A 26,694-nucleotide genomic window follows, 5' to 3' on the forward strand; every position below is an offset into this window, starting at 1 on the left:
CGGTTCGACGGGTCAGGGCCCCGCCTCGCGCGCCCTCTCGCGTCCCCGCGCTACGGCCCCGCCTCGTACCCCGTCTCCGGAGGCGGCCACGGCAGCCGGACCAGCAGCGTGAACCTGCCGTTCTCCGGACCGTAGGCGAGGGTGCCGCCCTCGATCTCCAGCCGCTCCCGCAGCCCCGTCAGCCCGGCGCCGGCACCCGGGATCTCCGCTTCGCCGCGCCTCGGCTCGCGCGCCCCGGGCAGCGGGTTGCTGACCCGCACCGTCAGCTCCTCCCCCACGGTGCCCGCCACCCGTACCTGGACCGGGCTGCCGGGTGCGTGCTTGCGCGCGTTGGTGAGCCCCTCCTGAACCGCCCGGTAGGCGGTGCGCTGCAACTGGGGGCGCAGCGGCCAGCCTCCCTCGCCGTCGGCCCGCTCGGGAAGCTCCTGGTCGAAGCGGACAGTCTGGCCCGCGGCACGCGCCTCGTCGACCAGCTCACCGAGCCGGGTCAGATCCGGCTGCGGCCGCGCGCCGTCGGACGTTCCGACCGCCCCGCTGCCGCCGGCCTCGCCCGGGCGCCCGGCGGGGCAGGTGGCTTCCTCCTTCTCGTCCTCGCGCAGGACGTGCAGCACATCGCGCAGCTCCTCCAGCGCCTGGTGCGCGTTGTCGCGGATGACGGTGGCGCTCTCGGCGATCTCCGAGTCGTCCAACGCCGCGCCCTCGCCCGCCGCCGTGCGCCGTGTGCGGTAGGCGAGCGCGCCCGCGTGCACGGACAGCAGCGAAACGCGGTGCGCGAGCACGTCGTGCATCTCCCGGGCGATCGCCCGCCGCTCGGCCCGTCGCACGTCCGCCAGCCGCCGCTCATGGTCCGCCTGCGCGCGCACCGCGTCCTCCCGCAGCTTGAGCACCAGCTGCCGCCGGGCCCGGGTGGCGCTGCCCCAGGTGAAGAAGAGCAGGTAGAAGATGAGCACGAAGACGGCAACCGTCCAGCGCTCCTCGTGCGGCACCCCGTAGAACAGGACGTAGGGGAGCGTGGCCGCCAGATGCAGCAGCAGCACCAGCGCGGCCGGACGCAGCGGGATGCGCAGCGCCAGATTGAAGATGATCACGGCGAGCGCGCCGACGACGGTGTCGGTCAGTGCCGCGGCGGGCACCGCCGCCAGCGCCACACCCAGCGGCCACCGGCGCCGCAGCCACAGCGACAGGCAGGCCAGCGCACCCAGCGGCGGGTCGATCGCCACCAGCCAGCCGGGCAGGTACTCCTTGGCCTCAGCCTGCTGGAGCAGCGCCGCCCAGCACAGGACCGCCCAGCCGAACAGCAGGACGTCGACGACCCAGTCGCGGGCGCTGCGCCGCACCTGCCGCGGATCCGGCGGGCCGCCCGTGGTCAGTTCCCCGGGCAGCAGCCGCTGCGTCAGCGCCGAAACGGGGTGGATCGTCATGTTCCGAGCGTATGCGGGAGACGGCAGGGTGCCCGCCGGACCGGGGCCGGCCGGGCACCGTCGGGCATCGGGGCGCGAGTCAGCGCTTGGCGTACCCCGAGAAGCCCTGCCAGTCGACGAGGACACAGGGTTCCTGGCCGACGACCCAGGCGTCGTGCCCAGGCGGGCAGTCCAAGGCGTCACCGGGCCCGATCTCGACCTCTTCGCCGTCCTCCATCACGATCTTCATCCGTCCCGAGACGATGTACCCGGCGTGCGCCGCCTGGCAGCTCTCCGTCCCGGCGATCGGCTTGACGTGCTTGGACCACTGCCAGCCCGGCAGGAACGTCCCCCGGCCCACCTCGCCCCCGGCCAGGTTGACGACATCCAGTTGCCCCGTACCGCCCTCGAAGGGCCGGACCTCGTCCGGTGCGTCGAAGCTCTTGCGAACAAGTCCCGCCATGGCACGCCTCCCACATCGACCGTCCCCCGCCCCATCGTCCGGGGCCCGAAGCGTGATCGCATCCGGAAGGCCGGGCGGCGCGGATTGCGCCCGGGACGCGCGGTCGCGAGACCGTACCGGACTTCGCCGGGACCGGGCGCCGGACGAGCTCGGGGGACCGGGCGCAGACGACGGAACGCCTCCGCTCAGGTGCCGGGTCCGATCATGCCCATACACAAGCGGACGTTCAGTTCAGGTGATCCCTCCACGGTGAAGTAGTGATCCCTCTTGTTGTGGGGAACCCGCTCGCAGTCCTGCGAAGAACTCCGGCCCTCGATCCGGCCGACGACCACCATTCCGGAGGGTCGGCACCGCTTCACTGTCCATGCCCTCCCCTCGGTTCCTCCGTCGACGCAGTCGCCCCGGTCCGCGTTGTACGCGGCTCCGTCGCTGTGGCGGTACACGAGACAGACCGTCACATCGGGATCGCGGGCGGAATAGCGCCATTCGACGTGGTCGACGTAGTCGCACACGCTGCGGTCAGTGGTGTTGTCGAAAGCACGCAGGACCTCGAAAACTTCCCTCCCCCCGCACTTGGCCGGCTCGAAGTCCATCTCCTGCATAGTCCCGGTGTTGCGAAAGCAGTCGCCTCGAGAGACGTCGACGAATGGGTGACCGGACGCAGCTGTGTCAGCGGACGGGCCGGCTTGGGGTGTGCCTTCGGGGCCTCCGCTGTCGGTCAGCGCGGACGCTGTCCACCAGGCGCCGAGCACCACGACCACCGCGAGGGCGGCGACGGCCAGCCGCGCACGCCACGAACGCGAGGGACGTGCACCCGGTTCCGGGGCCGGTTCGGGTCCTGATTCCGGTTCCGCTTCCGGACTGTCCGTCGCTCCTGTTGTGAAGATCTTTGTCGGATCGAGATCGTGTGGTCCGGGAAAGACGGTGGTGGGTTCGATCTCGGTGTAGCGGCGCAGTTCCGACTGCTGCTCCCGGATGAGCGTGTGGACGGCTTCGGGCCACAGGGACGTAGTCCGGTCCGGCGGTGTACCGATGCCGGCCAGGACGGTTTGCGCATCCGGCCGCCGGGCGGGGTCACGCTCCAGGCATGCCTCGATCACACGAGACAGCGCGGCAGGAATCCGATCCAGATCCGCATGGGCCATCATGACGTTGAAACGAGTCTCTTCGCCGCTGGCGCCTTGGAAAGGATTGCGGCCCGTGGCAGCTGTCGCCAGCAGCGTCCCCAAAGAGAAGATGTCGCTGGCCGGAGTCAGCTCAGACATACCCATGGCCTGCTCGGGCGACATGAAGCCCGGGTTGCCGATCACCACGCCCGTACGTGTCACAGTCACCAGTTGGGTCTGCTCCGAGGCCCCGGCTTCCGGAACGATTGATCTCGCGATACCGAAATCAATCACCACCGGTCCGTCCGCGGCCAACAGAACATTGGCGATCGACAGATCACGATGAACGAACCGGGCAGCGTGGATATCGCGCAATGCCGTCGCGAGTCCTGCCGCAAGGTGCAGCACACTGTCTTCCGGCAGCACCGCGGCCTTCAACGCTCGCTGAAGAGTGGGCCCATGATGGAACTCATATGCCAGCCACGGCACTCCGGCATCGACATCCGCATCGACCACGTCGGCCGTACGCAGACTGCGGACTCGCTGCGCAGCCACGGCCTCACGGCGCAGACGCTGCCGGAACGAATCGTCGTAGGCGGCAAAGACATCACGCACGAGCTTGACCGCGACAAGGCCGCCCGCGGCATCAGTGGCCAGCAGCACCCGCCCCATGCCGCCCTCACCCAACACCGCACGAGTCCGGTACGACCCGACCACACGCGGATCAGACGGCGCCAGCTCCCACACAGACGGCCTCCCGCAGCTGTCCTGATTCGATTCGGCGAAAGGCGCTATTCAGCCGGGCCGACCATGTACAGCAACGTGTAGACCCCTGTGTCCTCCATGGTGGGCTCCCCCTTCTTGTCCATCGGGGCAGCAGTGAGATTGACATCCCATTTCTTGTTGACGAAACGGAAGAAACCTCTTTCGTTCATCGTCTTACTGCGGCCCTTCTGGGTGAACCCGTTGGACTCGAACTCGTTGAGCGTGGCCGTCACTGCCTTCTTGGGCAAGCCGATGACCTGCGCGCTGTGGTATTCGCCCTGAGTGGGTTCCGAGCCCGCCTTGATCTTGTAACCGAGCGGCAAGGGGATCTCCGGAGGCCATTCGTCGGGGACCTCGTCCTGCTTCTCCAGCTTGTCTTCCGACGCTTTGACGGAGGGGGCTGAGGAATCAGCGGTGCTGCCGGCCCGGGAGGGGCCGTCCTTCTGCTCATCGGAGCAAGCGGTCAGCAAGGCCAGGGAGATGAGGCCGGCTGCGAGTACGGCGCTGGGACGGCGCATGGGAGACAGGTCCTTCCGTCGTTGCGGGTGGGGGCGGAACGCGGGGTCAGTGCGCGACGGCCTCCGCCTTCTCCAGGGACTCGGCCAGCACCGGCATTCCGCCGGCCCAGCGGATCGACAGCACCGTCGGTGAGGCCGCCGAGGCGAACTCGTCGGTGCCGAAGAGTCGGGCGACACGCCCTGCCGCGAAGGCCGGCAGCGCGTTCAGTTCCTCGTTGGCCAGATCCCGTTCGGCCAGCTCGGACGTAGTGGAGTACAGGATGATGACATCGGATTCGAGCCCGTCCAGATCCTCGTAGTCGAGGGCGTACATCATGCCGTCGTCGTCGGTATCCAACTCGGGCACCGCGGCCGCCAGCCGCAGGCCCAACCCTTCGAGCACCCGGACGACGGGGCTGGCATCGGAAAAGACGTGGACCCTGTTCCGGGGTGGATCGTTGACGACCGCCGCGAAGGACAATCCGGGGAGCCCGTGCTGCTGCCCGAGTTCAGCCAGCCGGGCGTCGGATTTCGCGAGTAGCTCCTTGCCCTTCGCGGCCACGCCCAGCGCTTTCGCAGTAGTGGCGATGACGCCTTCCCATGGTTCCACCGAAGCACCCGCAGGGCGGGCCACGACCGGTGCGATCGCGCTGAGTTTCTTGTACTGCTCTTCGGTCAGGCCCGAGTACGGAGCGAGAATGAGGTCGGGTTTGGTCGCAGCGATCTGTTCCTCGGGGAACGCCCAGCTCGCCGAGCCACTCTTGCTGAAGAGGACGGGGGCATCGAGATCTTCGTCCTCGTAGGCTTGAGCCACCCAGGGCAGTATGCCCCTGCCGGATTCGGCTTCCTCCTCGGCGATGCCGACCGGGAACGTGCCCAGCGCGATCGCGACCTCGGCAGTGCCCCAGCCCCAGGCGGCCACGCGTTGCGGCCTGGACCGGACAACCGTCTCTCCGTAGTTGTGTTTGATCCTCACGGGAAAGGCGCCGGCTGCGGCTTCGGCTGGTTTCTCCCCCGCGGCTTCGCTGTCGTCACCGAACGACCAGGGTACGGCGACGGCTGCGGCCGCGGCTCCGGCTGCAGCGACTCCGGCGGCCAGCAAGCGCAGGCCGGTGCGCCTCGTCACCCCCGGGGTGGCCGGTGCGTCGGCCCGGGACGGATCGAGACTGGTGCTCGGTTCCGTTCCTGTTGTGAAGAGCTTTGTCGGGTCGAGGTCGTGTGGTCCGGGGAGGACGGTGGCAGGTTCGATCTCGGTGTAGCGGTCCAGTTCCGCATGTTGCTGTCGGATGAGCGTGTGGACGGCTTCGGGCCACAGGGGTGGGGTCAGGGTCGGTGTGCCGATAGTGGTCAGGAGGGTTTGCGCATCGGGCCGTCGGGCCGGGTCGCGGGCCAGGCAGGGCTCGATGACCTGGCGAAGTGCGGCGGGTACCTGTTCCAGATCCGCACTGGCCATCATGACGTTGAAACGGACCTGCTCGCTGCTTGTGCCCTGGAACGGATTACGGCCGGTGGCCGCTGTCGCGAGCAGAGTCCCCAGCGAGAAGATGTCGCTGGCCGGGGTGAGATCAGACATTCCCATCGCCTGCTCGGGCGACATAAATCCCGGATTGCCGATCACCATGCCGGTGCGCGTCACGGTGACCAGTTGAGTCTGATCGGATGCACCAGCTTCCGGGGCGACCGACCTGGCAATACCGAAATCAATCACCACCGGCCCGTCATCACCCAACAGAACATTGGCAGTCGACACATCACGATGAATGAACCGGGCGGCATGGATATCGCGCAACGCCGTCGCAAGTCCCGCAGCGAGACGCAGCACGCCGCTCTCCGGCAACGCCGAGGTCACGGCCAGCGCACGCTGAAGGGTGGGTCCCTGGTGGAACTCATAGGCCAGCCACGGCACTCCGGCATCGGCGTCCACATCGACCACTCGGGCAGTTCGACGACTGCGGACCCTCTGCGCAGCCACACCCTCACGACGCAGACGCTGCCGGAAAGTGCTGTCATAAGCGGCAAAAACATCACGCACGAGCTTTACCGCAACCAGACCGCCCACGGAATCAGAGGCGAGCAACACCCGGCCCATCCCACCCTCACCCAACACCGCACGGGTCCGGTACGACCCCACCATGCGCGGATCAGACGGCGCCAGATCCCACACGGACGGCCTCTCCCCGATGAAGGCTGATTCAAGGTGGTGCGACGTGACTTCGTTCCTGAGGATCACAGCCGGTTCTTCCGGAACCGGGAGCGTGCGTCACTGTAGTCGACGACGGCCAGAGCCCGTTGAGATTTCGACAAACTGGTGAATCGTCCGGAGCGGGTACTGAGCCTTTCCGGACCCGACGGCGCCGGCCGCGTATTGGACGGGTCTGCGAACCGGCGAAACTCCTGGTGGACGGGCCCACGGCCCGCAGACGGCCCACAGCCGACGAAGAGCCCCCTACCGGCGGAGAAACCGCAGGCAGGGGGCTTACTCGTGCCCCTGGTGCTACTTCTTGCCCTGGTTCTTCACCGCTTCGATGGCGGCCTTGGCGGCCTCCGGGTCGAGGTAGGTGCCGCCCTTCTTGACCGGGTGGAAGTCGGCGTCCAGCTCATAGGTGAGCGGGATGCCGGTGGGGATGTTGAGACCGGCGATGTCCTCGTCGGAGATCCCGTCCAGGTGCTTGACCAGGGCGCGCAGGGAGTTGCCGTGCGCGGCGACCAGCACGGTGTGCCCGGCGATCAGGTCGGGGATGATGCCGTCGAACCAGTACGGCAGCATCCGCTCGACGACGTCCTTGAGGCACTCGGTGCGCGGCCGCAGCTCGCTGGGGACGCCCGCGTAGCGGGGGTCGTCGCTCTGCGAGAACTCGGCGCCGTCCTCCAGGGCAGGCGGCGGGGTGTCGTAGGAGCGGCGCCAGAGCATGAACTGCTCCTCGCCGAACTCGTCGCGGACCTGCGCCTTGTCCTTGCCCTGGAGCGCCCCGTAGTGGCGCTCGTTCAGCCGCCAGGAGCGGCGCACGGGGATCCACAGGCGGTCCGCGGCCTCCAGCGACAGCTGCGCGGTGCGGATCGCGCGCTTCTGCACGGAGGTGTGCAGCACATCGGGGAGCAGGCCGGCGTCCTTGAGCAGCTCGCCGCCGCGGACCGCCTCCTTCTCGCCCTTCTCGGTGAGGTTGACGTCCACCCAGCCGGTGAACAGGTTCTTGGCGTTCCATTCGCTCTCGCCATGGCGGAGCAGAATCAGCTTGTACGGTGCGTCGGCCATACCTGAGAGCCTACGCGTCCCCCTGGGGGGCCCGGACGAGGTGGGGCCCCACCGCACAGCGGGACGGCGAAGTGTGGGGTGCCGCCACATGGGGGGCGGCGGCGGGTTTCCCTAGCGTGCGGCGGCATGGTCTCCCCTTCTTCGTCCCCAGAGTCGCCGGGGCGCGCGCCCGCCGCCGGTCCCGGTTCGCTGCGCCGGATCGTCGCGGCCAGCCTGGTCGGTACCACCATCGAGTGGTACGACTTCTTCCTCTACGGCTCGGCCGCCGCGCTCGTCTTCAACAAGCTGTTCTTCCCGGACTCCGATCCGCTCGTCGGCACGCTGCTGGCATTCCTCACCTACGCGGTGGGCTTCGCGGCCCGGCCCGTCGGGGCACTGGTCTTCGGTCACTACGGCGACCGCGTCGGCCGGAAGAAGCTGCTGGTCATCAGCTTGCTGCTGATGGGCGGTGCCACGTTCGCCATCGGGCTGCTGCCCACCCACGCGACAGTGGGCGCGTTCGCCCCCGTCCTGCTGACGGCGCTGCGGCTGGTGCAGGGCTTCGCGCTGGGCGGCGAGTGGGGCGGTGCGGTGCTGCTGGTCTCCGAGCACGGGGATCCGCGGCGGCGCGGCTTCTGGGCCTCCTGGCCGCAGACGGGGGCGCCCGCGGGTCAGCTGCTGGCGACCGGGGTGCTGGCGGCGCTGACGGCGCTGCTGTCGGACGGTGCGTTCGAGAGCTGGGGCTGGCGGGTGCCGTTCCTGCTCTCCGGTGTGCTGGTGCTGGTCGGTCTGTGGGTGCGGCTGGCCGTGGACGAGTCGCCGGTCTTCCAGGAGGCCCGCGCCCGTGCGGAGGCCCGCAAGGAGCAGGACCGCAAGGCCGGCGGGAGCGCCGTGGAGGAGCTGCCGCTGCTGGCCGTGCTGCGGCACCACTGGCGTGATGTGCTGGTGGCGATGGGGGCCCGGATGGCGGAGAACATCAGCTTCTACGTGCTGACGGCGTTCCTGCTGGTGTATCTCACCGACCATCTGGATCTGTCCAAGCAGACCGGGCTGAACGCGGTGCTGATCGCCTCCGCCGTGCACTTCGCGGTCATTCCGCTGTGGGGTGCCCTCTCGGACCGGGTGGGGCGGCGCCCCGTCTACTTCCTGGGCGCGGTCGGCGTCGGCGCGTGGATCTTCCCGTTCTTCGCGCTGCTGGACACCGGGGACTTCGGGTGGATCACGCTCGCCGTGACGGTCGGGCTGGTGCTGCACGGGGCGATGTACGCGCCGCAGGCGGCGTTCTTCTCCGAGCTGTTCGCCACCCGGATGCGGTACTCGGGTGCCTCGATCGGGGCGCAGTTCTCCTCGGTGGCGGCCGGGGCGCCCGCGCCGATGATCGCCACCGCGCTGCTGGCGGAGTACGACGGGTCGGCGATGGTGTCGGTGTATGTGATCGCCGCCGCGCTGCTGACCGTGGTGGCGCTGGCCTGCGCGGCGGAGACGCGGGACCGGGATCTGGCGACGGTGGGCGAGCCGGCGGCGGCCGGGGAGCAGGGCCGCCGGGATGCGGCCCCCGCGCCCGGCGCGGGCGGATCGCCCGACTCAGCCGCCGAGGGCACCCGTCAGCCGGTGGAGCCGTAGCGCGAGCTGGATCTCCAGCGCCCGATGCGGTTCCTGCCAGTCGTCGCCCAGCAGCCGGCCCACCCGCTCCAGCCGCTGGGCGACGGTGTTGACGTGGACGTGCAGCATCTCCTTGGCCCGTACAGGGCTCGCACCGCTGGCGAAGTAGGCGTCCAGGGTGGCCACCAGTTCGGTCCCGCGCCGCTCGTCGTAGTCGAGTGCGGGGCCCAGGGTGCGGCGTACGAAGCCCGCCACGTCCCGCGCGTCGGTCAGCAGCAGCCCGAGGAAGCCCAGGTCCTCGGCCGCGGCGCCCTCGCCGCTGCGGCCGAGCAGGCTGAGCGCCTCCAGACAGCGGCGGGCCTCCGGGTAGGCGGCGGCGACGGAGCCGGGGCGGGCGGCGGGGGAGGGCACGGGCGCGGAGGCGCCGACGGTGACCGGTCCGCCGACCGCGCGGCCCAGCTCGGCGGCGACCTGGCGGGCCGTTCCGGAGACGGCTCCGTCCCCGCCGTCGACGGTCCGTGCGGAGCCCGGTCGCCTCAGGGGCAGCAGCAGGACGGGGCCGCCGTCGCGGGTCGCGGCCAGGCCGTGGCGGGTGGCGGCGAGGTGGGTGGCCGCCGACCAGAGGCGCTGCCGGTCCACCTCGTCCGGTGGCTGGGTGCCCTGCCCGGAGGGGTCCAGTCGTACGGCCAGCACGGTGTGCGGGAGGTCCAGGTCGGCGTTGACCCGGGCGGCGCGGTCGCGCAGCAGGTGCGGGTCGCGGTGCGCGGCGTCCAGCAGGTCGTCCAACAGTTCGCCCCGCACCCGCTGTTCGGCCTCGCCCGCCGAGCGGCGGGCGAGTTGCAGCAGTGAGGTCACCATCGCGGCGCGCTCCAGGGTGCGCTGGTCGACGGGCGCAAGCTCGGCGTGCCCGTGCAGCAGCAGCGCGCCCAGCAGTTCGCCGCCCGCGGTGACGGCGGCCACCCAGGTGTCGCCCTCGCGTACGGCGTGGCCGTCGCGGCGCGAGCGCTCGATGGCCGACGTCCAGGCCGTGTCGGCCCGCTCCCCGTGCTCGGCGAACTCGGCTCGTTCGCCGAACTCGACGCGCCCGCCCAGCACCTCCGCCAGCGCCCGGGTCACATCGTCCACCCCGCCGCCGCGCAGCACCAGCTCCGTCAGCCGGTCGTGCACGTCGGAGGCGCGGCGGATGGTCTCGTTGACCGCCCGCAGCCCGGCCAGCGCCTGTGTCGTCTCGGACAGCAGCCGGGTGTTGTCGAGAGCGACGGCGGCGTGCGCGGCGAACGAGCGCAGCAGTGCGATCTGTTCGGGCTCGAAGACGCGCTCCCGCCGGTCGGCCGCGTACAGCACGCCGATGACCTCCCGGCCGCCGAGCAGCAGCGGCACTCCGAGAATGGCGATCAGTCCTTCCTCGCCGACGCCGCTGTCGATGGGGTCGGTGTGCTGGAAGCGGGCGTCGCGGGGGTAGTTCTGGGTCGCGTAGGGGCGCGCGGTCTGCGCCACGAGCCCGCCCAGGCCCTCCCCCATGCCGAGCCGCAGCTGTTGGAAGCGGGCGGAGACCGAGCCCTCGGTGACCCGCATATAGGTGTCGCCACGCTCCGGGTCGTTGAGCGTCATATAGGCGACCTCGGTGCTCAGCAGACGGCGGGCCCGCTGCACGATGGCCTGCAGCACGTCGTCCAGGTCGCGGAGCCCGGCCAGGTCGTGCACCGTCTCGAACAGCGCCGTCAGCTCGGCTTCCCGCCGTCGCCTGGCTTCGAGTTCGGCGCGGATACGCAACGCCAGCTGCTTGCCGCGCTCGGCAGCGGAGACCCCGCCCCCGGCCCACGCCCCGGTCCCGGGGTCGGCGCCGGTCCCGGGGTCGGCGCCGGTCCCGGGGTCGGCGCCGGGGAGCCGGGTGGCCGCGGACGCTGCGGGCGACGCCGGATCGCCGTACGCCGCCGGATCGTCGTACGCCTCGGCCGGGGCGCCGCGGGTGAGCAGTTCGAGGTAGCCGAGGCAGGCGGCCTCGGCCTCGGGGACGGCGGGCTCGGGGCCGTCCGCGCTGTTGTCGGTGGGGCTGCGCATGGCCACAGGGTCAGTGAGCACTCCACGCGCCGTCGAGGGGCAGGGCGGATCCGGTGAGGAAAGCGGCGGCGGGAGTGCACAGATAGGCGACCGCCTCGGCGACCTCCCACGGCTCCAGCAGCCGCTTGAGAGCCGAGTCCGCGAGCATGATGTCGGTGACGACCCGCTCGGCCGGAATGCCGTGCGCCTCGGCCTGGTCCGCGATCTGCCGCTCCACCAGCGGCGTGCGCACATAGGCCGGGTTGACGCAGTTGGAGGTCACCCCGTGGGGGGCCGCCTCCAACGCCGTCGTCTTGGACAGCCCCTCCAGGCCGTGCTTGGCCGCCACATACGCCGACTTGTAGGCGGAGGCCCGCAGCCCGTGCACGGAGGAGATGTGCACGACCCGGCCCCACCCCCGCGCATACATCTGCGGCAGCGCTCCCCGGGTGGTGCGGAAGGGCGCCTCCAGCATGAGGGTGAGCATCCGGTGGAACACCTCGGGCGGGAACTTCTCGATGGGCCGGACGAGTTGGGTGCCGGCGGCGTTGACGAGCACATCGGCGCCGTCCGCGGCGCGCTCGGCCGCGTCCAGCCCCGCGGGGGCCGTCAGATCGAGCGGGTGCAGCTCGACCGGCTCCCGGCCCGTGGCACCGTCCGCCCCCGCCACCTCCTCCGCGAGCGACTTGAGCCCCTCGGGGTCCAGGTCGACCGCGCGCAGCCGGGCCCCGGCCGCCGCGAGCCGCACGGCACAGGCCCGCCCGATGCCGCCGGCCGCGCCGGTGACCAGGGCCGTACGGCCGCTGAGGTCCAGGGAGACGGAGGGGGACTGCGCGGGCGCGGACTCGGGCTCAGGCGTCATGGCCGCAGCCTAGGGGCGGCTGCCGGCCGGCCGGATGTGGTGCCGACCCGCACTTCAAGAGGGCCGTATGTGCCGGTGACACACCCGGACCGGTGCGGCGTCGGCAATGTGGCGGTCGCACAGCGGCAGGGCGACGCGGCTGGCGGGCGCGCACGTTCGCCCCTCCCGGCCCGCGCCCTACGTTACGGCTGACCGGGCTTCGGGCCCGTATCCCCCACAGGCACCACGGAAGGAATCCCTCATGCGAACCTCCGTGCGCACCGCGGCAGTACTGCTGGCCGCCCTCACCCTCTCCGCACTCGGCGTCTCCGGCACCTCGTCCGCGTCGGCCGACGGGCGGCAGCACCGCGCCGGCGCCGCCACCCTGGAGCGCGTCACCGACTTCGGCACGAACCCCGGCGCCCTGTCCATGTACCGCTACACACCCGACGGGCTCGGCACCGGCCGCCCCGTGGTCGTCGTCCTGCACGGCTGCACCCAGAACGCGGCGACGTACTTCGACGGCGCGGGCTGGCAGCGGGCCGCCGACGAGCACGGCTTCTCCGTCGTCGCGCCACAGCAGGAGTCGGCCAACAACGCCAACCGGTGCTTCAACTGGTTCCAGTCCTCGGACACCGCGCGGGGCCGCGGCGAGGCGCTGTCCGTCCGGCAGATGGTCGAGCGCACCGTACGGGACCTGGACGCCGACCCCTCCCGGGTCTACGTCACCGGGCTGTCGGCCGGTGGCGCGATGACCTCAGCGCTGCTCGCCGCCTACCCCGACGCCTTCGCGGGCGGCGGCGTCGTCGCCGGGCTGCCGCACGGCTGTGCGACCTCCCTGATCGGCGCCTTCACCTGCATGAACCCGGGCGTCGACAAGACCCCTCGGCAGTGGGGCGACCTGGTACGCGCCGCGTACCCCGGATACACCGGCCCCCGCCCGAAGGTCTCGGTCTGGCACGGCACGGCCGACTACACCGTCGCACCGCGCAACTCCACCGAGTCCGTCGAGCAGTGGACCGACGTCCTGGGCGCCGACCAGACCGCGGACGCCACCCACCAACTGCCCGGCGGCACCACCCGGTCCGACTACCAGGACGGCGAGGGACAGACGGCGGTACGCCGATACCTGGTGGCCGGCATGGGCCACGGGACGCCGGTCAAGCCGAGCGAGGGCTGTGGGAAGGCGGGCGCCAACTTCCTGGACACCATCTGCTCGACGGACCACCTGCTGCGGGACTGGAAGCTGACCGGCTGATCCGTCGGTCGGTCCGGGGGTCGGTCCGGCCGTCGGTCCGTCGTCGGTCCGGCCCGGCCCTCAGTTCCGGCGCAGGATGACGGCCGCGGCCCCCGCGGTCACGATCGTGGCCAGCAGCCAGCCGAGGATGACCAGGACGAGGGCTATCCACTGCGAGGCGCCCGTCGTCCGCCAGGCCGCCTCCTGCCCGAGGTCGAGCACGGGCAGCAGCAGATCGAGCGTATAGATGAACGGCACCCACTGCGGTGCCTCGTCGGGCTTGAGGGCGGGCGGCGGGTTCTTCGCGAACCACACCGAGCCTGCCGTCAGCAGCAGGGTGAGCCACAGCACGGCGCGGCCGGGGCGGTAGCCGTAGCCCAGGGCGAGGTCCTGGATGTAGTCCCATACGCGCAGCGGCAGCGGCAGCATCCCCCGGCGCCGCCGGAGCTTGGCGAGGAGGACGGTGTGCGCGTCGGCCTCCTCGCCACCGGCCTGGAGACAGGCGGCGAGACGGTCGTACGGCTCCGGCGCGAACTCCGGGGTGGCCGCGTGCACCCACTCCAGCCGACGAGCCAGCGGAAAGGGGCCCCTGGGGACCAGCGTCTCGTAGGTGAAGCCGCGCAACTGCAACCGGCCGGACCCCGGCCAGCTCTCAGCCTTGTCGCTCAAGTGGCTCACGACGGCGTCCTGCAGCACGACCCTCCCCCTCTCCGGGGGCTCAGGGGTGAACGTCAACTGCGCGGCCTGCACCCCGCGCAGCGAGAACTCCTGCTCGTCCGTCATCTCCAGCCGGGCCCGCTCCAGGTCCACGGTTCCCCCGAAGGTCGAGCTGTCGAGGTGCACGTTCCCTCGGAGAACGGCGGGCCGCAACCGGGCGAGACGCGTCGTGGAGCCCGAGCCGGTGTCCGGGAGCGCCGCGTAGGGGGTCAGCAGGAAGTTCTCCTCGACGGTGAGCCTGGAGGCGGTGAGCACCGACCTTCCGCCCGGGTGGCTCAGCCGACAGCCGCGCAGGGACACCGTGCCGCCTACCCGGGCACCCCGCAGTGACAACTCGCCGTTGGCCTCCAGCAGATCGGCGTTCACGTCCTGACCGACGTTCAGTCCGTCGGCGTCCAGCGCCTTCTCATGCCGGTCGCCGCCCAGCTGGAGGCCCTCCAGGCTGAGGTCCGTTCCGATGTTGGCCTGTGCGAGGGCCATGCCACGGGACAACTCGCTCCTGGTCAGCCGCAGATCGCCCTCGACGGTGAGGCGCGTCGCTTCCACTCGCGGCGCCCAGCACCGGTGCAGGATCACCAGGCCCGCGCGACAGTCGACGAGCAGCAACGGTGACTCCAGTCGGCATTCCTGGAGTTCGACGGGGACGGTGATCTCCGAGTTGGACAGGTTGAGGTGACCGGTGATGCAGCAGCCCTGGAGCTTCAGCGCGGGCGCTCTGCCGGGCAGTGGAGGTGGTCCGTCGAGCAGCACCCGCGCGACGATCCGGGCCCGTACGGTGCGTTCGGGCCCCCAGGGGGCAGCGCCGAACGGGTCGTCGTCCCGGGCGTCCCCCGTACGGAGATCGTAGGTGCTGCCGTTCCGGTACGCCTGCCACAGCCCCGCTTCCGCCGCTGTCAGATCGTCCGGCGGTATCCCGTTGTCACGCTCGGCCACCCCGCTGCCCTCCCCGTCCCGGCCCGTGCCCCTGCGACAGAAGTTTCCCAGAAGGCCGCCACCCGCGGTCGATTGACGGAAGCCGTCAATTCGCTGGCGGCTCCACAACAGCGCCGGGTAACGTGCGCCTTGCTGTTACGCCACTTACATCCAGACGGGGTGTGCGGGCTTTCAAGGGGGAGCGGCCATGGGTTCAGGTGTCTCGTCCGGCAGACTCGGGCAGGCCGTGGCCAGGAGCGTCGGCGGCCTCCCCCGCCAGTTCTGGTGGCTGTGGACCGGGACGCTGGTCAACCGGCTCGGCGCCTTCGTAGCGACGTTCCTCGCGCTGTATCTGACCGTCGAGCGCGGCTACTCGGCCTCGTACGCGGGTCTCGTCGGTGCCCTGTACGGACTCGGCGGCGTCGTCTCCTCCATCGGGGCGGGCGTACTGACCGACCGCATCGGCCGACGGCCCACCCTGCTGGTCGCCCAGGTGTCGACCGCCGTGTCCGTCGCCGCGCTCGGACTGGTCAGCCACCCGGTGGCGATCGCCGCCGTCGCCGGCCTCGTCGGTATGGCCACCAACGCCTCCCGGCCCGCCGTGCAGGCGATGATGGCCGACATCGTCCGCCCGGAGGACCGGGTGCGGGCGTTCTCGCTCAACTACTGGGCCATCAACCTCGGCTTTGCGATCTCCTCCGCCGGCGCAGGGCTGATCGCCCAGTACAGCTACCACCTGCTGTTCTTCGGCGAGGCCGCGATGGTGCTGGCCACCGCGCTGATCACCTTCTGGAAGCTGGCGGAGTCCAAACCGCGGACCGCCGCGCCGGAACCCGGCCCCGGCCCCGCCGGCCGCGAGGCCGACATCTCCATGTGGACGGTGCTGCGGGACAGCCGCTTCATGGCCGTCGTCGCACTCAACCTCCTGCTGGCCACCCTGATCCAGCAGGCGTTCGTCTCACTCCCCATCGCCATGGGCCAACAGGGGCTGAGCAGTACCGACTTCGGCACCGTGATCGCCGTCAACGGCGTACTGATCGTGCTGCTGCAGCTCCCCCTCACCCGCTTCATCGAACACCGCGACCCCGCCAAGCTGCTGATCGTCTCGGCCCTGCTGACCGGGTACGGCTTCGGACTGAACGCGTTCGCGGGGTCGTCGGCGGCCTTCTACGCGTTCGCAGTGATGGTCTGGACGCTGGGCGAGATGATCAACTCCCCCACCCAGATGGGCCTGGTCGTCCGCCTCTCCCCCACCCACGGGCGAGGCCGCTACCAGGGCATGTACACCCTCTCCTGGTCCGTCGCCAACCTCGGCGCCCCCCTGCTCGGCGGCGCCGTCATCGACCACTACGGCGCCGACACCCTCTGGGCCGCCAGCGCGGCAATCGGCACCCTCGCAGCCCTGGGCTACGGCTTGCTGCTGCGCAGCATGCGGGCCGCCGAAGCGGAAGAGCCCGCCCCAATGTGCCCCGAACCCACGTCTCCCGCACCTGAACGGGAGCCGACGCACTGAGGGCAGCGGGCCCACCGCGCAGCGGGAGCCCGCCGGGACAGGAGCATTCGCCGTTCAGTCCCGTTCGGCGCCATCCGGCCACACGATCGTGACGGGAGTCCCGGTTCGCTGCGCATAGGCGACAACATCAGCCGTTCCGCCGAAGCCCCGGGCGGGCTGTCGGTCCCACACTGCGACCAAGTGGTCGGCGAGGCCGACAAGGATCTCGCTCCCGGCCATGTGTGCCTTCTCATCGGACCTGGTGAGCCCCGTCTCATGGATGTCGCTCGCCTGGCGCAGCAAACGGTCGTACGTGTCGTGGTGCCAGCCGGGCAACCCCTCGCGGTACTCCTGCGCAGGCACCACGGCTTCGAGCCTGCCACCGCGCTCAAGGACCAACTCGGCGAACCAGGTATCAGGTCCATCAGCCAAGCAGGAGATCCCCACCAGCTCTTCGCTCCGGTACTGCTGTATTCGGTCCCGCAGTTCGGCCCGCACGAGCCGTTCCGTCCGCTCAGACAATCCGCGGTGCCCGCTGATTCCCACGCGCATCACTACCCCACCTCACAGGTAGACGCCGTACAACCTGTCATCGAAGTCCCGGACCACCCGCGGCAGGGACGAGGAGCTGAAGGAACGACGCAAGGCGCGCGCCCGCTCGATGATCCGGCCCGAGCGGTACCGTACGCCGGTCTCGACGGCCTGTGCGCCCAGCATGAACGCGGCATCGGGCCGCCCGGCCGCAAGATGCGCCGATGCGATGTCGAGCACGTGCAGCGCACGCGCCTTGTCGTGCCCGGACGACCACACGGGCGCGGCCTCGTCCTGGGCCCCGAAGACCCAGCCGGCCAGGCCAAGGCGCGCACCGCACGTGATGCGAGCTGCGGCTACCTTGGCGGCACTGAACGAGAACACCCAGGGCCACGGGGGCGTTTCGCCGGTCGGAATCCGCTCTGCCGATCGCGCAGCACGCCCGAGTGCCCGCTCGCATCGGTGCCGGTCCCCACCGGCCGCGTGGGCCAGCGCCTCGACGGTGGCGAGCCACGCGTCAGCGATACCGGGGCCGTCGGCCCCGAGGTGGTGGCGCGCTGCGTCGACCAGCGAGAGACCCTGCTGTGCGTTTCCCGCGTAACTCTCGAACTGGGCCAGGCTGCCGACCTGGTACGCGCTCAGGAGCGGGTCCCCGGCATTCCGCGCGGCCGAAACGGCCGTTCCGTACCACGTGCGAGCCGATCCATAGTCGCCCATGTCCCATGCCAGCCACCCTGCGAAGCTCGCCGCCTCGCTGCCCACGGCGGCCAGGCGGGCACGTTGACCACCTCTCGCGTCACCGGCAACAGCTTGGGTCAGCCGCAGGTGCGCTTGCACTGCCTCCGAAAGCCGCCGGGATGACGTCGTACCGTCCATACGCCGATAGGCGCTGGTCGCGAGCCGGAGTGCAGCGGCCCGTCCGCCCGCGGCTGTATCCGCGTCCGCGTGAGCGGGAGTGCCGCCGAGCGCTGCGAGTGCTGGACTCGTCACAGCTGCCGCTGTCCCGGCGAGGAATTCGCGCCGTTCCACGTCCTCTGTTCCATCCTCCGGTGCGGCTGGCATCGCCATGTGTTCCGCCAGGCCGACCAGCCGCGCCGGGATCTTCAGATGAGCAGCCACCCTGGCAAGCTGCGTCATGTCGTACGAGGCGTTGCCGCGCCCCTCCAGGCGAGACACTGCCGACTGACTCAGGCCACACGCCTCACCAAGCTGCCGCTGGGACACATTTCGTGCGGTACGGGAGATTTTGACCACCCGCCCGTAGTCCCCCTTCCTCGCCGCTTCCCGCAGAGCGTTCGTCGACCAATCCATCCGTGCCACTCCTCCGTGGTACAGGCGGCAACCGCGCCGCCCTGTGCCGCTATGCGCTGCGCGCATACACGGATGCACGGGGCGGGTCCCCACTGGATACCTGAATTACCGCGCGCTTCGGTCTTAACACCATCTGTGACCAGGGAGGCACGTCATGCAGGGAATGCAGAGTGACGCGGCGACCTACCGACCCGGCGTACACGTCATCGACCGGCGCACCGGTGAACTCGGCCGCGTCATGGACCACGAAGGCTCTCACCTGCAACTACGCCCGCCGCACGGCGGAGTCGAATGGGACTGCCCGCCGGACGCTGCCCGGCTCGCCACGCAGGCCGAGCGGCGGGCGGCGGGAGTCGCCGCCAACGGGACGGAGTGCCGCCCCTTGGCCGAAGGAACCGGCAAGTGACGCCCCGCAAGGTGCTCTCGGTCGTCCGGGGCTGGTGCGCCTACTGCGAGGCCGACCGCGACGACACCGTGCAAGTGGCGGTCATCGAGCGGGGCTCGGGCCCCGCGCGCGGCCTGCGCCTGTGCCTCGTACACGCGAGTCAGTACGCCCGCACCCGCCACACCCCGCCAGGGCTCGCGGCTGAGGTCACGCGCCTGTGGAAAGAGCGAGAGGAGCCCGCCCCGTGATGCACACACTGCGGCGCCGCGTCATGACCACCTGCGGCATCGCCGGGCCGTTTCTGCTGCTCGCGATCGGCTTCGGTACCGGATTCGTCATCGCCGCCGCGCTCCGCGGCCCCTCATGACCCCCGCCCGCGCCGGAGAGCACCTTCCCTCACAGGACCACCCCGGCGCGGGCGGGCCACGCCCCACCCACGGCGACCGAACGGGTCAGGGTCGCACCACACATCAACAGAGAGGCACGCACATGCACGCTTCACTCCTCACGCGGGAAGCCTTCCCGCTCACGCCCGCTGGGGGCCGCACCCCGCACAGCAGCGCACCGGCCAGCGGGCCGGACTCGCGTCCGTGGGTGCTGCGCCTCGCCCGCGTTCCCGACGCCGCGCAAGCGATCGTGAAGCCCCCGGCGGTCTACGACAACGAGTTGCAGATGTCGCGCGGTCTGTACGGCGGCCCGCTGCCCTACATGCAGACCCACACCCCCACCGTCCCCGACGGCGACCCGAACTCCCCGCCGCCGCTCGACGAGGGCCCGAAGGACTGATGCCCTCATGCCCACCGTCCTCGTGATCGCAGCGCAAGACGACTGGCCGACCGATCGCGTCGTCAAGGCCCTCACGGACGGTGGTGCGGAGGTGTTCCGCATGGACACCGCCGAGTTCCCGCAGCAGCTCACCCTTGCCGGGCGCATCGATGCCCGGCAAGGGTGGGCCGGCGGGCTCACCACCGCACACCGCGCCGTCGACCTGGCCGACATCACCGCCGTCCACTACCGCGCCCCCAATCCCTTCGACCTGCCCGCCACCATGTCCGAGCCCGAACGGCGGTTCGCCGCCGCGCAGGCCCGCGCGGGGCTCGGCGGCGTCATCACCGCGCTCGACTGCCGATGGGTGTCCCACCCGGCCGCCATGTCCCGGGCCGAGTACAAGCCGCTCCAGCTCGCCACCGCCCGCGCCTGCGGGCTGGCCGTGCCGGCCACACTCGTCACGAACAATCCGGCCGCCGTCCGATCGTTCGTCGGCGAGGTGGGAGGCCGGGCCGTCTGCAAGCCGGTAGCAACCCCCGTGTTCATCGAGGGCGACCAGCTCAAGACCGTCTACACCCGCCGCATCGCCGAGGAAGACCTCGCCGACCTACGCGGTATCGACACCACCGCGCACCTCTTTCAGGCATGGGTCGACAAAGCGCACGAGGTGCGGCTCACCGCCGTCGGCGAGCGGCTGTTCACCGCGGAGATCCATGCGGACAGCAGCGCGGGACGCACCGACTGGCGCAGCGACTACGCCTCGCTCACCTACGAGGCCACCACGGTCCCCGACGATATCGCCGAGGGCGTGCGACGCTACATGCGCCGGCTCGATCTACGGTTCGCCGCGCTCGACTTCATCGTGAGCCCCGACGGTTCCTGGACGTTCCTTGAGGCCAACCCGTGCGGGCAGTGGGATTGGATCGAGCACGCGACCGGCCTCCCCATCGCGCAGGCCATCGCCGACGAGCTGCGAGGAGTCGCCCCGTGACCGCCCCCACCATCGACCGGGCCCGCCCGTACATGGCAGCCCTCGCCGACCAGCTCACGGCGGCAGGCGCCACCCGTAGCCGACGATGGGACGACGCGTTCAGCAGCGTTCCCCGGCACCTGTTCGTGCCTCGCTGGTACGAACAGGAGACAACCGAACGGGGTATCGCCGTATGGCGCGAGCGGCAGGCCATCACGGACGCCGACCTCACCGCCGTCTACCGCGATCAGACCCTCGTGACCGCGCTCGACCCGGCCACCGCCGAGCAGGTCGACGACACGGCATGGACCGGCATCCCCACCTCATCCAGCACCCTGCCGAGCCTCATGGCCGGCATGCTCGAAGACCTGGCGGTCGAAGACGGGATGCGCGTCCTTGAGATCGGCACCGGCACCGGCTACAACGCCGCCCTTCTCAGCTGTCGACTCGGCGAGCACCTGGTGTACTCCGTCGATGTCGACCCCGCCCTCGTCGAGACAGCGCGGCAGCGTCTCGCCGAGGCCGGTCATGTGCCCCAACTCGCGGTCGGCGACGGCTCGCACGGACACCCGGCAGAGTGCACGTTCGACCGGATCATCGCCACCTGTTCCGTGCCCGCCCTCCCCGCCGCGTGGCTCGGCCAGAGCGGGCCCGGCACGGTCGTACTCACGGATGTCGACCTCGGCGTCGAGGGTGGGCTCGTGCGCCTCACCGTCGACAACCAGGGACGGGCACTCGGCCGCTTCACCGGCACCAGCGGCCGGTTCATGGCCGCCCGCACCGACGCCGCCGGCTACGCACCACCACAACGGACCGAACGGGCGCCGGCAGTGGAGACGCGACGGACAACCGTCACCGCCGCGGACCTCCGAGCCAACTACCCCTTCCGCCTGCTGCTCGCCTTCCACCTGCCCAGCACACAACTCGTGTATCACGTCGACGACGCCGGAACCATGGCGCTCCAACTCCAGCGCGCTGACGGGTCATGGGCACGGGCCCCGCTCACCGCGGACGGCCCCGCCACTGTCACCTACGGCGGCGACCCGGGTCTCTGGCGGGAGGTCGAGGCCGCGTGGCGCTGGTGGACCCACGCGGGCCGCCCCGCGCAGGATCAGTTCGCGTATGTCCTCGAGGCGGACGGCAGGGTCCATGTCCGGCACATCCCCGACGGGGCCCGGTGGGATCTGCCCGCGAGGGCATGAGCGTCCGGCAACCTCGGGCAGCGCCCTCGGTGCCGCCCTCACCCTGGGTAGCGACAGCGAGCGTCTGGTGCGTTCCCCACGGCGGCGAGACCCACTTGGGCGGGAACTCACCGAGGCGAGGGCTGTTCGAGGTCACTGGATCGGGGAATCGGGCGGGGGTAGCCGAATGGTGTGGTCGCGGTCGATGGATTCGACGCCGTCCACCGCTTCCAGGGTGGGGAGCCGGTCCTCCGCGACGGTGCCGGAGAGAGTGCCGACGACCGGCTGTTCCCTCGAGACCGTCAGCCCTGCCTGCCGCAGGGCCCCGACCACCTCCGCGAACCGGTCGGGGTTCACCGCGAGGATGACCCCGACCCGCGCGGAGCGGGACGGCTCACTCACGGCGCCTGGAGGAGACCGGCGCCCACGTCCCTGGCGGGCTGCGCGAGTGGGAACGCGCCGGCCAGCAGACCGGTCCGCAGATCGGCCGCGGAAGCGTCGGAGTGCGCTTGGGCCAGCAGTGCGAGGACTCCGGCGACGTGCGGTGTGGCCATGCTGGTACCGCTCATGACCTGGTACCCGCCACCGGGAGCAGCGGAGTGGATGTCCGCGCCCGGCGCTGCGATGTCCACCTCGCCGCCGCCCTGCCCGTTGATGCCGCCGTTGGAGAAGAACGACGGCGTCAGCGCCTTGTCGAGCGCGCCGACCGCGAGGATGGAGGGGCAGTTGGCCGGCCGGTTGACGGGGTCGATGTGCGGGGGGCGATGGCTCTCGTTACCCGCGGCTGCGACGATCACCGTCCCCCGCCTGAGCGCACGCTGGGCCAGCTTCTCGTAGGTCTGTGGAAAGAGCTCACCCCGTCGGACCCGGGCACCGAGCGACAAGGAGATCACCCGCGCGCCGTGGGCGAGCGCCCAGGCCATGGCCGCCAGGATGTCGCCGTCACTGCCGTCGCCGAAGTTGTCGAGCGCCTTGGCAGCGAGAATCCGCGCGTCACACGCCACGCCGTACCGGGGTCCCTGCCTGGGCTCGGCCGGGCCGGCAGCGGTGCCGATGCAGTGCGTGCCGTGGCCGTGGCCGTCCTCGACGCTCTCACCCTGCACAAAGGAGGCGGTCGCCTCGATGTGCGGGGCCAGATCCGGGTGGCGGGGGTCGACACCGGTGTCGACGACGGCAACCTTCACCTCACTTCCCGTCAGGCTGGACCGGTTGCTCCGTATCGCCTGGAGGCCCCAGGTCCACTTGCGCTCGTCGAACGCCGGGCCCTGGGCAGCAGCCATTTCGGCTCTGCTGTGGTGGGCGACCACTTCCTCGTCGCTGCGATACGCCGGGAAGAACTCGGTCGGCGCCTGCTGCGGAGCGGTGATCGGCAAGGCGTGGACCCTGCGCTCCGGCTCCGCCGCGATGATCGACGGCTCCGCCTCGGCCGCGGCCACCAGCGCGTGACGCTGCTCGGGCCGCACCTCGACCACGGCGGCCCCGAGTACGTCGAAGAGCACCGAGACATCGGGGCGTTGGAGGAGTCCCGCGACGCTCGACGTCTCGGTTCCGCGGACGCGTTCGACGGACGCGATGTCGGCGGCGGAACGAAGGGCGTTCAGTCCGCTCTCCTGGTCGCTCGGGTCGAGCACCACCACATAGCGGCCCGTGTACTCCGTGTTCTGACCCGGGAGATGGCCATTGGGTCGGCCAGGCTGCTCGCCGAAGGCGTGCCCGTCCATAGGTCCGTTCACCATGGGATTCCCGCTTCCTCTGTGCTTCCCCCCTGTCTGCGGCCGTGGCCGTAGCCTTGCCCGACGCCACCGCCGTAGCCGTTGCCGTTGCCGTGGGCAGCACCGCCCCTCTCACCGTCACACCGGGTCCGAGGGCCCGCAACATGGGGCGGCGACGCTCCGCGCCGTCCCATTCGGCAGGGGCGCAGTCGCATAAGCCGACAGGGCGGGGGTACCGACGGGAACCGGGTGACCCACGAGAGACGGCGTACAGACGTACCAGTCGAAATGGAGTCGGCCATGACCACGACACATGAGGCCCCGCCTCGCACGGACACAGCCACCGAAACCCGCAGGAACACAGCCGCCGACGAGTCGGTGAGCCACCTGGTGCAACAGGCCTCGGGGCAGCTCTCCCAGCTCGTACGGCAGGAGTTGCGCCTGGCGCAGATCGAGATGCAGCAGAAGGGCAAGCGCTTCGGCCTCGGCGGGGGGATGTTCGGCGGGGCGGGCCTGATGGGCTTCATCGCGCTGCAGGCGCGGGCCGCCACCGCCATCGTCGCCCTCGATCTGGTGCTGCCGCTGTGGCTGGCGGCCCTGGTGGTGACCGCTGCGCTGGCAGTGATCGCGGGCGTGCTGGCTCTCGCCGGCAAGGGCCAGATCAAGAAGGGCACTCCACCGGCCCCGGAGCGCACCGTAGCGAGCGTGAAGGCCGACGTGGCCGAGGTGAAGGAGAGGTCCCACCGATGACGCACCACACCAACAGCCACGGTTCCGCACCGAGCACCGAAGAGCTGCGGGCCCAGGTGGAGGAGACCCGGCGGGAGCTGGGCGAGACCGTCGAGGCCCTGGCCGCGCGTGCCGACGTCAAGGCGCAGGCCCGGTACAAGGCCGCCGAGCTCAAGAAGAAGGCGCGGTATCGGGGTGCCGCCGCGCGGGAACAGCTGTCCGGGGCGGCTCACGTCATGGGCGAGAAGGCCCAGGAGAGGACTCCCGAGCAGGCCAGGGCCAAGGCACAGCAGGCGGCGGAGCAGACGCGTGGCAGTCCGGCCGTACCCGTTGCCACGGGACTGGGGCTGTTCTTGGTGATCCTCTACTTCCGTCGCAGCAGGAGGCATCGATGAACGCGGTCAAGATCGCCTACAAGCCCTTCGGCATGCTGCTGGGAGCCGGTGGCGGCGCCTTGGCGGGCGCGGCGTTCCAACGGGTCTGGAAGGCCACCGGCCACGAGGAGGACGCCCCCGAAGCCACCGACCAGGACCGGGCGTGGCGCGAGGTGTTGCTGGCGGCGGCCCTGCAGGGGGCGATCTTCGCGGCGGTCAAGGCCGCGGTCGACCGGGGCGGCGCCACCACGGTGCACCGTCTGACCGGCACCTGGCCCAGCTGAGGCCCCGCGGCACCGGCCGCCCCTGGCGGCTCAGGCACCGGCCCGCCGCCCGGCGGCTCCGGTGCCTCCCGCTGTGCCGCCGCGGCCCGGAGGCCTCCGGCGGCTGCGCCGGCCGCTGCGGCAGCGGCGGGTGCGGCAGCGGCGGGTGCGGTCGCCCCCGCCCCGCCTCTGACGGCTTTTCTACTCCCGCTCCGTCAGATGCGTGAACGCGTCCAGGTTGCGGGTGGACTCACCCCGCGAGGTGCGCCAGGCGTACTCCTTGCGGATGGCGGTGGCGAAGCCCATCTCCAGCAGGGTGTTGAAGGAGCCGTCCGCGTTCTCCAGGACGCTGCCCAGCAGCCGGTCGACCTCCTGCGGAGTGACGGCGGCCAACGGCAGCCGGCCCGCCAGATAGATGTCACCGTGCTGGTCGATCGCGTAACCGACGCCGTACAGCTTGGTGTTGCGCTCCAGGAGCCAGCGGTGCACGGCGGCATGGTTCTCGTCGGGGTTGCGCACGACGAAGGCGTTGACCGAGAGGGAGTGCGCGCCGACCGCCAAGGAGCAGGTGGTCTGCAGCTTGCGGGTGCCCGGGAGCGTGACGACATAGGTGCCCTCCGCGGGGCTCTCCCACTCCAGCTCGGCGTCCCTCAGCGTCTGCTCGATCGCCGCCCGTGCCGCGGCGGCTGCGTCAACAGCGTCAACGTCACCCATGCGGCGATCGTAGGCGACGGCGCCGCTCCTGCAACGCGGCGGCGTACACCTCCGCGGTGGCCTGGGCCGCGGCGTCCCAGCCGAAGCCCTGGGCGTGCCCGGCCGCCGTGGCACCCAGCCGCTCGGCCAGCGACGGGTCGGCGGCGAAGCGGCGCAGGGCGCGGGCGTACTCGGCGGGATCGTGCCCGGCGACGAGATAGCCGCTGGCGCCGTCCCGTACGGCGACGGGCAGCCCGCCCACGGCGGCGGCCACCACGGGCGTGCCGCAGGCCTGGGCCTCGGCGGCGACCAGCCCGAACGACTCGCTGTAGGACGGCATGACCAGGACCGAGGCGGCCCGGTACCAGTCGGCGAGCTGCTCCTGGCCGACCGGGGGCCGGAACATCACCAGGTCGGCTATCCCGAGCCGGGCCGCGAGCTTGTGCAGCCCTTCCGGCCTGGCCAGACCGCTGCCGCTGGGTCCGCCCACCACGGGGACGACCATGCGCCGCCGCAGCGACGGGTCCTCGTCCACCAGCAGGGCGACGGCGCGCAGCAGGATGTCGGGCGCCTTCAGCGGCTGGATGCGCCCGGCGAACAGCGGGATCAGCGCGTCCTGGGGCAGGCCGAGGCGGGCGCGGGCCGCCGCGCGGCCGTCGCCGGGGCGGAAGCGGTCGAGGTTGACACCGGGATGGACGACGGCGGTGCGGTCGGGGGAGGCCTCGTAGTGGTGGACGAGCTCGCCCGCCTCCTCGGCCGTGTTGGCGATGAGGCGGTCGGCGGCGCGCACGATCTGCGTCTCACCGATGACGCGGGCCGCCGGCTCGGGGGTGTCGCCCTCGGCGAGCGCCGCGTTCTTGACCTTCGCCATGGTGTGCATGGCGTGCACGAGCGGGACGCCCCAGCGCTGCGAGGCGAGCCAGCCCACGTGCCCGGAGAGCCAGTAGTGGGAGTGCACCAGGTCGTAGTAGCCGGGCCGGTGACCGGCCCACACCTGCATCACCCCGTGCGTGAAGGCACACAGCTGCGCGGGCAGCTCCTCCTTGGACAGGCCCTCGTAGGGGCCGGCGTCGATGTGCCGTACGAGGACGCCGGGGGTCAGCTCGACGGTGGGGGCGAGCGCGCCCGTGGTGGCGCGGGTGAAGATCTCGACCTCGGTGCCCTGCGCGGCGAGCTGCCGCGCGAGTTCGACGATGTAGACGTTCATCCCGCCCGCGTCGCCCGTACCCGGCTGGTGGAGGGGGGAGGTGTGCACGCTGAGCATCGCGACCCGACGGACCCGCCGCGGGCCGGACAGCCGCAGCAGCGGGGTTCTGGGCTGGTGCGGGAGTCCTGAGCGGCCGCCGCGCCGCTGACCGAGCCGGGACACGTCGAGCCGGGACACGTAGTGGCTCACGGTTCCGATGCCTCCTCCGTTGCGGACGGTGGGATACGGGACCAGGCCGTACGCGGCCCTCGACGGGGAACAGCGAA

Annotated in this window: 27 protein-coding genes; 12 read left to right on the forward strand and 15 right to left on the reverse strand. The window is 71.2% G+C overall.

Going from position 1 to position 26,694, the window contains the following annotated elements:
- Positions 1-50: 50 nt before the first annotated feature.
- From KBY19_RS25775 to KBY19_RS25800, 6 genes are all read right to left on the reverse strand, one after another.
- On the reverse strand, positions 51-1,421 hold the full coding sequence (locus tag KBY19_RS25775; protein WP_210966807.1) for a sensor histidine kinase: 1,371 nt from the start codon (positions 1,419-1,421) through the stop codon (positions 51-53).
- 79 nt (positions 1,422-1,500) lie between these two features.
- Positions 1,501-1,863: a cupin domain-containing protein gene (locus tag KBY19_RS25780; protein ID WP_099882332.1), complete on the reverse strand. Its 363-nt coding sequence runs from the start codon at positions 1,861-1,863 to the stop codon at positions 1,501-1,503.
- A 185-nt stretch (positions 1,864-2,048) separates the two neighbouring features.
- A complete protein-coding gene (locus KBY19_RS25785; RefSeq protein WP_210957494.1) occupies positions 2,049-3,716 on the reverse strand; it encodes a serine/threonine-protein kinase in 1,668 nt (555 codons plus the stop codon).
- Between the two features lie 44 nt (positions 3,717-3,760).
- On the reverse strand, positions 3,761-4,252 hold the full coding sequence (locus tag KBY19_RS25790) for a hypothetical protein (protein WP_099882336.1): 492 nt from the start codon (positions 4,250-4,252) through the stop codon (positions 3,761-3,763).
- A 46-nt stretch (positions 4,253-4,298) separates the two neighbouring features.
- The gene (locus tag KBY19_RS25795) at positions 4,299-6,461 is read right to left on the reverse strand and encodes a serine/threonine-protein kinase (RefSeq protein WP_210966808.1); all 2,163 of its coding nucleotides are present in this window, start codon (positions 6,459-6,461) and stop codon (positions 4,299-4,301) included.
- A 264-nt stretch (positions 6,462-6,725) separates the two neighbouring features.
- Entirely contained in the window at positions 6,726-7,484 is a 759-nt protein-coding gene (locus KBY19_RS25800) for a phosphoglyceromutase (RefSeq protein ID WP_099882340.1), read from the reverse strand.
- A gap of 126 nt (positions 7,485-7,610) precedes the next feature.
- On the opposite strand from KBY19_RS25800, the gene KBY19_RS25805 reads away from it, so the two are divergent.
- The gene (locus KBY19_RS25805) at positions 7,611-9,086 is read left to right on the forward strand and encodes an MFS transporter (protein ID WP_185017417.1); all 1,476 of its coding nucleotides are present in this window, start codon (positions 7,611-7,613) and stop codon (positions 9,084-9,086) included.
- On the opposite strand, the gene KBY19_RS25810 is transcribed toward KBY19_RS25805, so the two are convergent.
- Both KBY19_RS25810 and KBY19_RS25815 read right to left on the reverse strand, forming a co-directional pair.
- Complete coding sequence (locus KBY19_RS25810) at positions 9,048-11,126, reverse strand: GAF domain-containing protein (RefSeq protein ID WP_210966809.1); 2,079 nt, start codon at positions 11,124-11,126, stop codon at positions 9,048-9,050. The genes KBY19_RS25805 and KBY19_RS25810 overlap by 39 nt on opposite strands.
- Positions 11,127-11,136: 10 nt before the next feature.
- Positions 11,137-11,967 (reverse strand): 3-hydroxybutyrate dehydrogenase, encoded by an 831-nt coding sequence (locus tag KBY19_RS25815; RefSeq protein ID WP_099882346.1) that lies wholly within the window; start codon positions 11,965-11,967, stop codon positions 11,137-11,139.
- Between the two features lie 241 nt (positions 11,968-12,208).
- On the opposite strand from KBY19_RS25815, the gene KBY19_RS25820 reads away from it, so the two are divergent.
- The gene (locus tag KBY19_RS25820; RefSeq protein WP_210957497.1) at positions 12,209-13,204 is read left to right on the forward strand and encodes a PHB depolymerase family esterase; all 996 of its coding nucleotides are present in this window, start codon (positions 12,209-12,211) and stop codon (positions 13,202-13,204) included.
- A 60-nt stretch (positions 13,205-13,264) separates the two neighbouring features.
- On the opposite strand, the gene KBY19_RS25825 is transcribed toward KBY19_RS25820, so the two are convergent.
- Positions 13,265-14,833 (reverse strand): oxidoreductase, encoded by a 1,569-nt coding sequence (locus KBY19_RS25825; protein ID WP_210966810.1) that lies wholly within the window; start codon positions 14,831-14,833, stop codon positions 13,265-13,267.
- Between the two features lie 187 nt (positions 14,834-15,020).
- Between KBY19_RS25825 and KBY19_RS25830 the strand changes: the two genes are divergently transcribed.
- Positions 15,021-16,325, forward strand: a complete 1,305-nt coding sequence (locus KBY19_RS25830; protein WP_210966811.1) for an MFS transporter — start codon at positions 15,021-15,023, stop codon at positions 16,323-16,325.
- 54 nt (positions 16,326-16,379) lie between these two features.
- Here the strand turns inward: KBY19_RS25830 and KBY19_RS25835 are convergent, their stop codons facing one another.
- Positions 16,380-16,856: a hypothetical protein gene (locus KBY19_RS25835; RefSeq protein WP_099882354.1), complete on the reverse strand. Its 477-nt coding sequence runs from the start codon at positions 16,854-16,856 to the stop codon at positions 16,380-16,382.
- 12 nt (positions 16,857-16,868) lie between these two features.
- Positions 16,869-18,146, reverse strand: a complete 1,278-nt coding sequence (locus KBY19_RS25840; protein WP_210966812.1) for a helix-turn-helix domain-containing protein — start codon at positions 18,144-18,146, stop codon at positions 16,869-16,871.
- 154 nt (positions 18,147-18,300) lie between these two features.
- Here KBY19_RS25840 and KBY19_RS25845 point away from each other — a divergent pair, with 154 nt between their 5' ends.
- From KBY19_RS25845 to KBY19_RS25865, 6 genes are all read left to right on the forward strand, one after another.
- Entirely contained in the window at positions 18,301-18,552 is a 252-nt protein-coding gene (locus KBY19_RS25845; protein WP_307842752.1) for a hypothetical protein, read from the forward strand.
- Positions 18,549-18,779: a hypothetical protein gene (locus KBY19_RS25850; RefSeq protein ID WP_210957500.1), complete on the forward strand. Its 231-nt coding sequence runs from the start codon at positions 18,549-18,551 to the stop codon at positions 18,777-18,779. The genes KBY19_RS25845 and KBY19_RS25850 overlap by 4 nt, the downstream gene beginning before the upstream one ends.
- Positions 18,776-18,898 (forward strand): hypothetical protein, encoded by a 123-nt coding sequence (locus KBY19_RS37335; protein WP_282107118.1) that lies wholly within the window; start codon positions 18,776-18,778, stop codon positions 18,896-18,898. The genes KBY19_RS25850 and KBY19_RS37335 overlap by 4 nt, the downstream gene beginning before the upstream one ends.
- A gap of 122 nt (positions 18,899-19,020) precedes the next feature.
- Positions 19,021-19,317 carry a putative ATP-grasp-modified RiPP gene (gene tgmA / locus KBY19_RS25855; RefSeq protein ID WP_210966813.1) on the forward strand — a complete coding sequence of 99 codons (297 nt, stop codon included), beginning with the start codon at positions 19,021-19,023 and terminating at the stop codon, positions 19,315-19,317.
- Positions 19,318-19,324: 7 nt separating this feature from the next.
- Entirely contained in the window at positions 19,325-20,290 is a 966-nt protein-coding gene (gene tgmB, locus KBY19_RS25860; RefSeq protein WP_099882359.1) for an ATP-grasp ribosomal peptide maturase, read from the forward strand.
- Positions 20,287-21,471, forward strand: coding sequence for a methyltransferase domain-containing protein (locus tag KBY19_RS25865; RefSeq protein WP_307843623.1), 1,185 nt, complete (start codon positions 20,287-20,289; stop codon positions 21,469-21,471). Before tgmB ends, KBY19_RS25865 begins: the two co-directional genes overlap by 4 nt.
- Positions 21,472-21,603: 132 nt before the next feature.
- Here KBY19_RS25865 and KBY19_RS25870 read toward each other — a convergent pair whose 3' ends face one another.
- Positions 21,604-21,852 carry a hypothetical protein gene (locus KBY19_RS25870; RefSeq protein ID WP_099882361.1) on the reverse strand — a complete coding sequence of 83 codons (249 nt, stop codon included), beginning with the start codon at positions 21,850-21,852 and terminating at the stop codon, positions 21,604-21,606.
- Entirely contained in the window at positions 21,849-23,186 is a 1,338-nt protein-coding gene (locus KBY19_RS25875) for a S8 family serine peptidase (protein ID WP_210966814.1), read from the reverse strand. The genes KBY19_RS25870 and KBY19_RS25875 overlap by 4 nt, the downstream gene beginning before the upstream one ends.
- Before the next feature lie 276 nt (positions 23,187-23,462).
- Here KBY19_RS25875 and KBY19_RS25880 point away from each other — a divergent pair, with 276 nt between their 5' ends.
- Genes KBY19_RS25880 through KBY19_RS25890 form a run of 3 tightly spaced genes read left to right on the forward strand, consistent with a single transcriptional unit; the run spans position 23,463 to position 24,549 of the window.
- Positions 23,463-23,912, forward strand: coding sequence for a phage holin family protein (locus KBY19_RS25880; RefSeq protein WP_210966815.1), 450 nt, complete (start codon positions 23,463-23,465; stop codon positions 23,910-23,912).
- Positions 23,909-24,286, forward strand: a complete 378-nt coding sequence (locus KBY19_RS25885) for a DUF3618 domain-containing protein (protein ID WP_099882365.1) — start codon at positions 23,909-23,911, stop codon at positions 24,284-24,286. The genes KBY19_RS25880 and KBY19_RS25885 overlap by 4 nt, the downstream gene beginning before the upstream one ends.
- Positions 24,283-24,549, forward strand: a complete 267-nt coding sequence (locus KBY19_RS25890; protein WP_099882367.1) for a DUF4235 domain-containing protein — start codon at positions 24,283-24,285, stop codon at positions 24,547-24,549. Before KBY19_RS25885 ends, KBY19_RS25890 begins: the two co-directional genes overlap by 4 nt.
- A gap of 180 nt (positions 24,550-24,729) precedes the next feature.
- On the opposite strand, the gene KBY19_RS25895 is transcribed toward KBY19_RS25890, so the two are convergent.
- Together KBY19_RS25895 and mshA are read right to left on the reverse strand one after the other, a co-directional pair.
- Positions 24,730-25,242, reverse strand: a complete 513-nt coding sequence (locus tag KBY19_RS25895; RefSeq protein ID WP_099882369.1) for a YbjN domain-containing protein — start codon at positions 25,240-25,242, stop codon at positions 24,730-24,732.
- Positions 25,235-26,617 carry a D-inositol-3-phosphate glycosyltransferase gene (gene mshA, locus KBY19_RS25900; RefSeq protein ID WP_099882371.1) on the reverse strand — a complete coding sequence of 461 codons (1,383 nt, stop codon included), beginning with the start codon at positions 26,615-26,617 and terminating at the stop codon, positions 25,235-25,237. The genes KBY19_RS25895 and mshA overlap by 8 nt, the downstream gene beginning before the upstream one ends.
- Positions 26,618-26,694: the final 77 nt, after the last annotated feature.

Origin of the sequence: Streptomyces sp. B15 (assembly GCF_018070605.1) — a bacterium.
GTDB lineage: Bacteria > Actinomycetota > Actinomycetes > Streptomycetales > Streptomycetaceae > Streptomyces > Streptomyces smyrnaeus.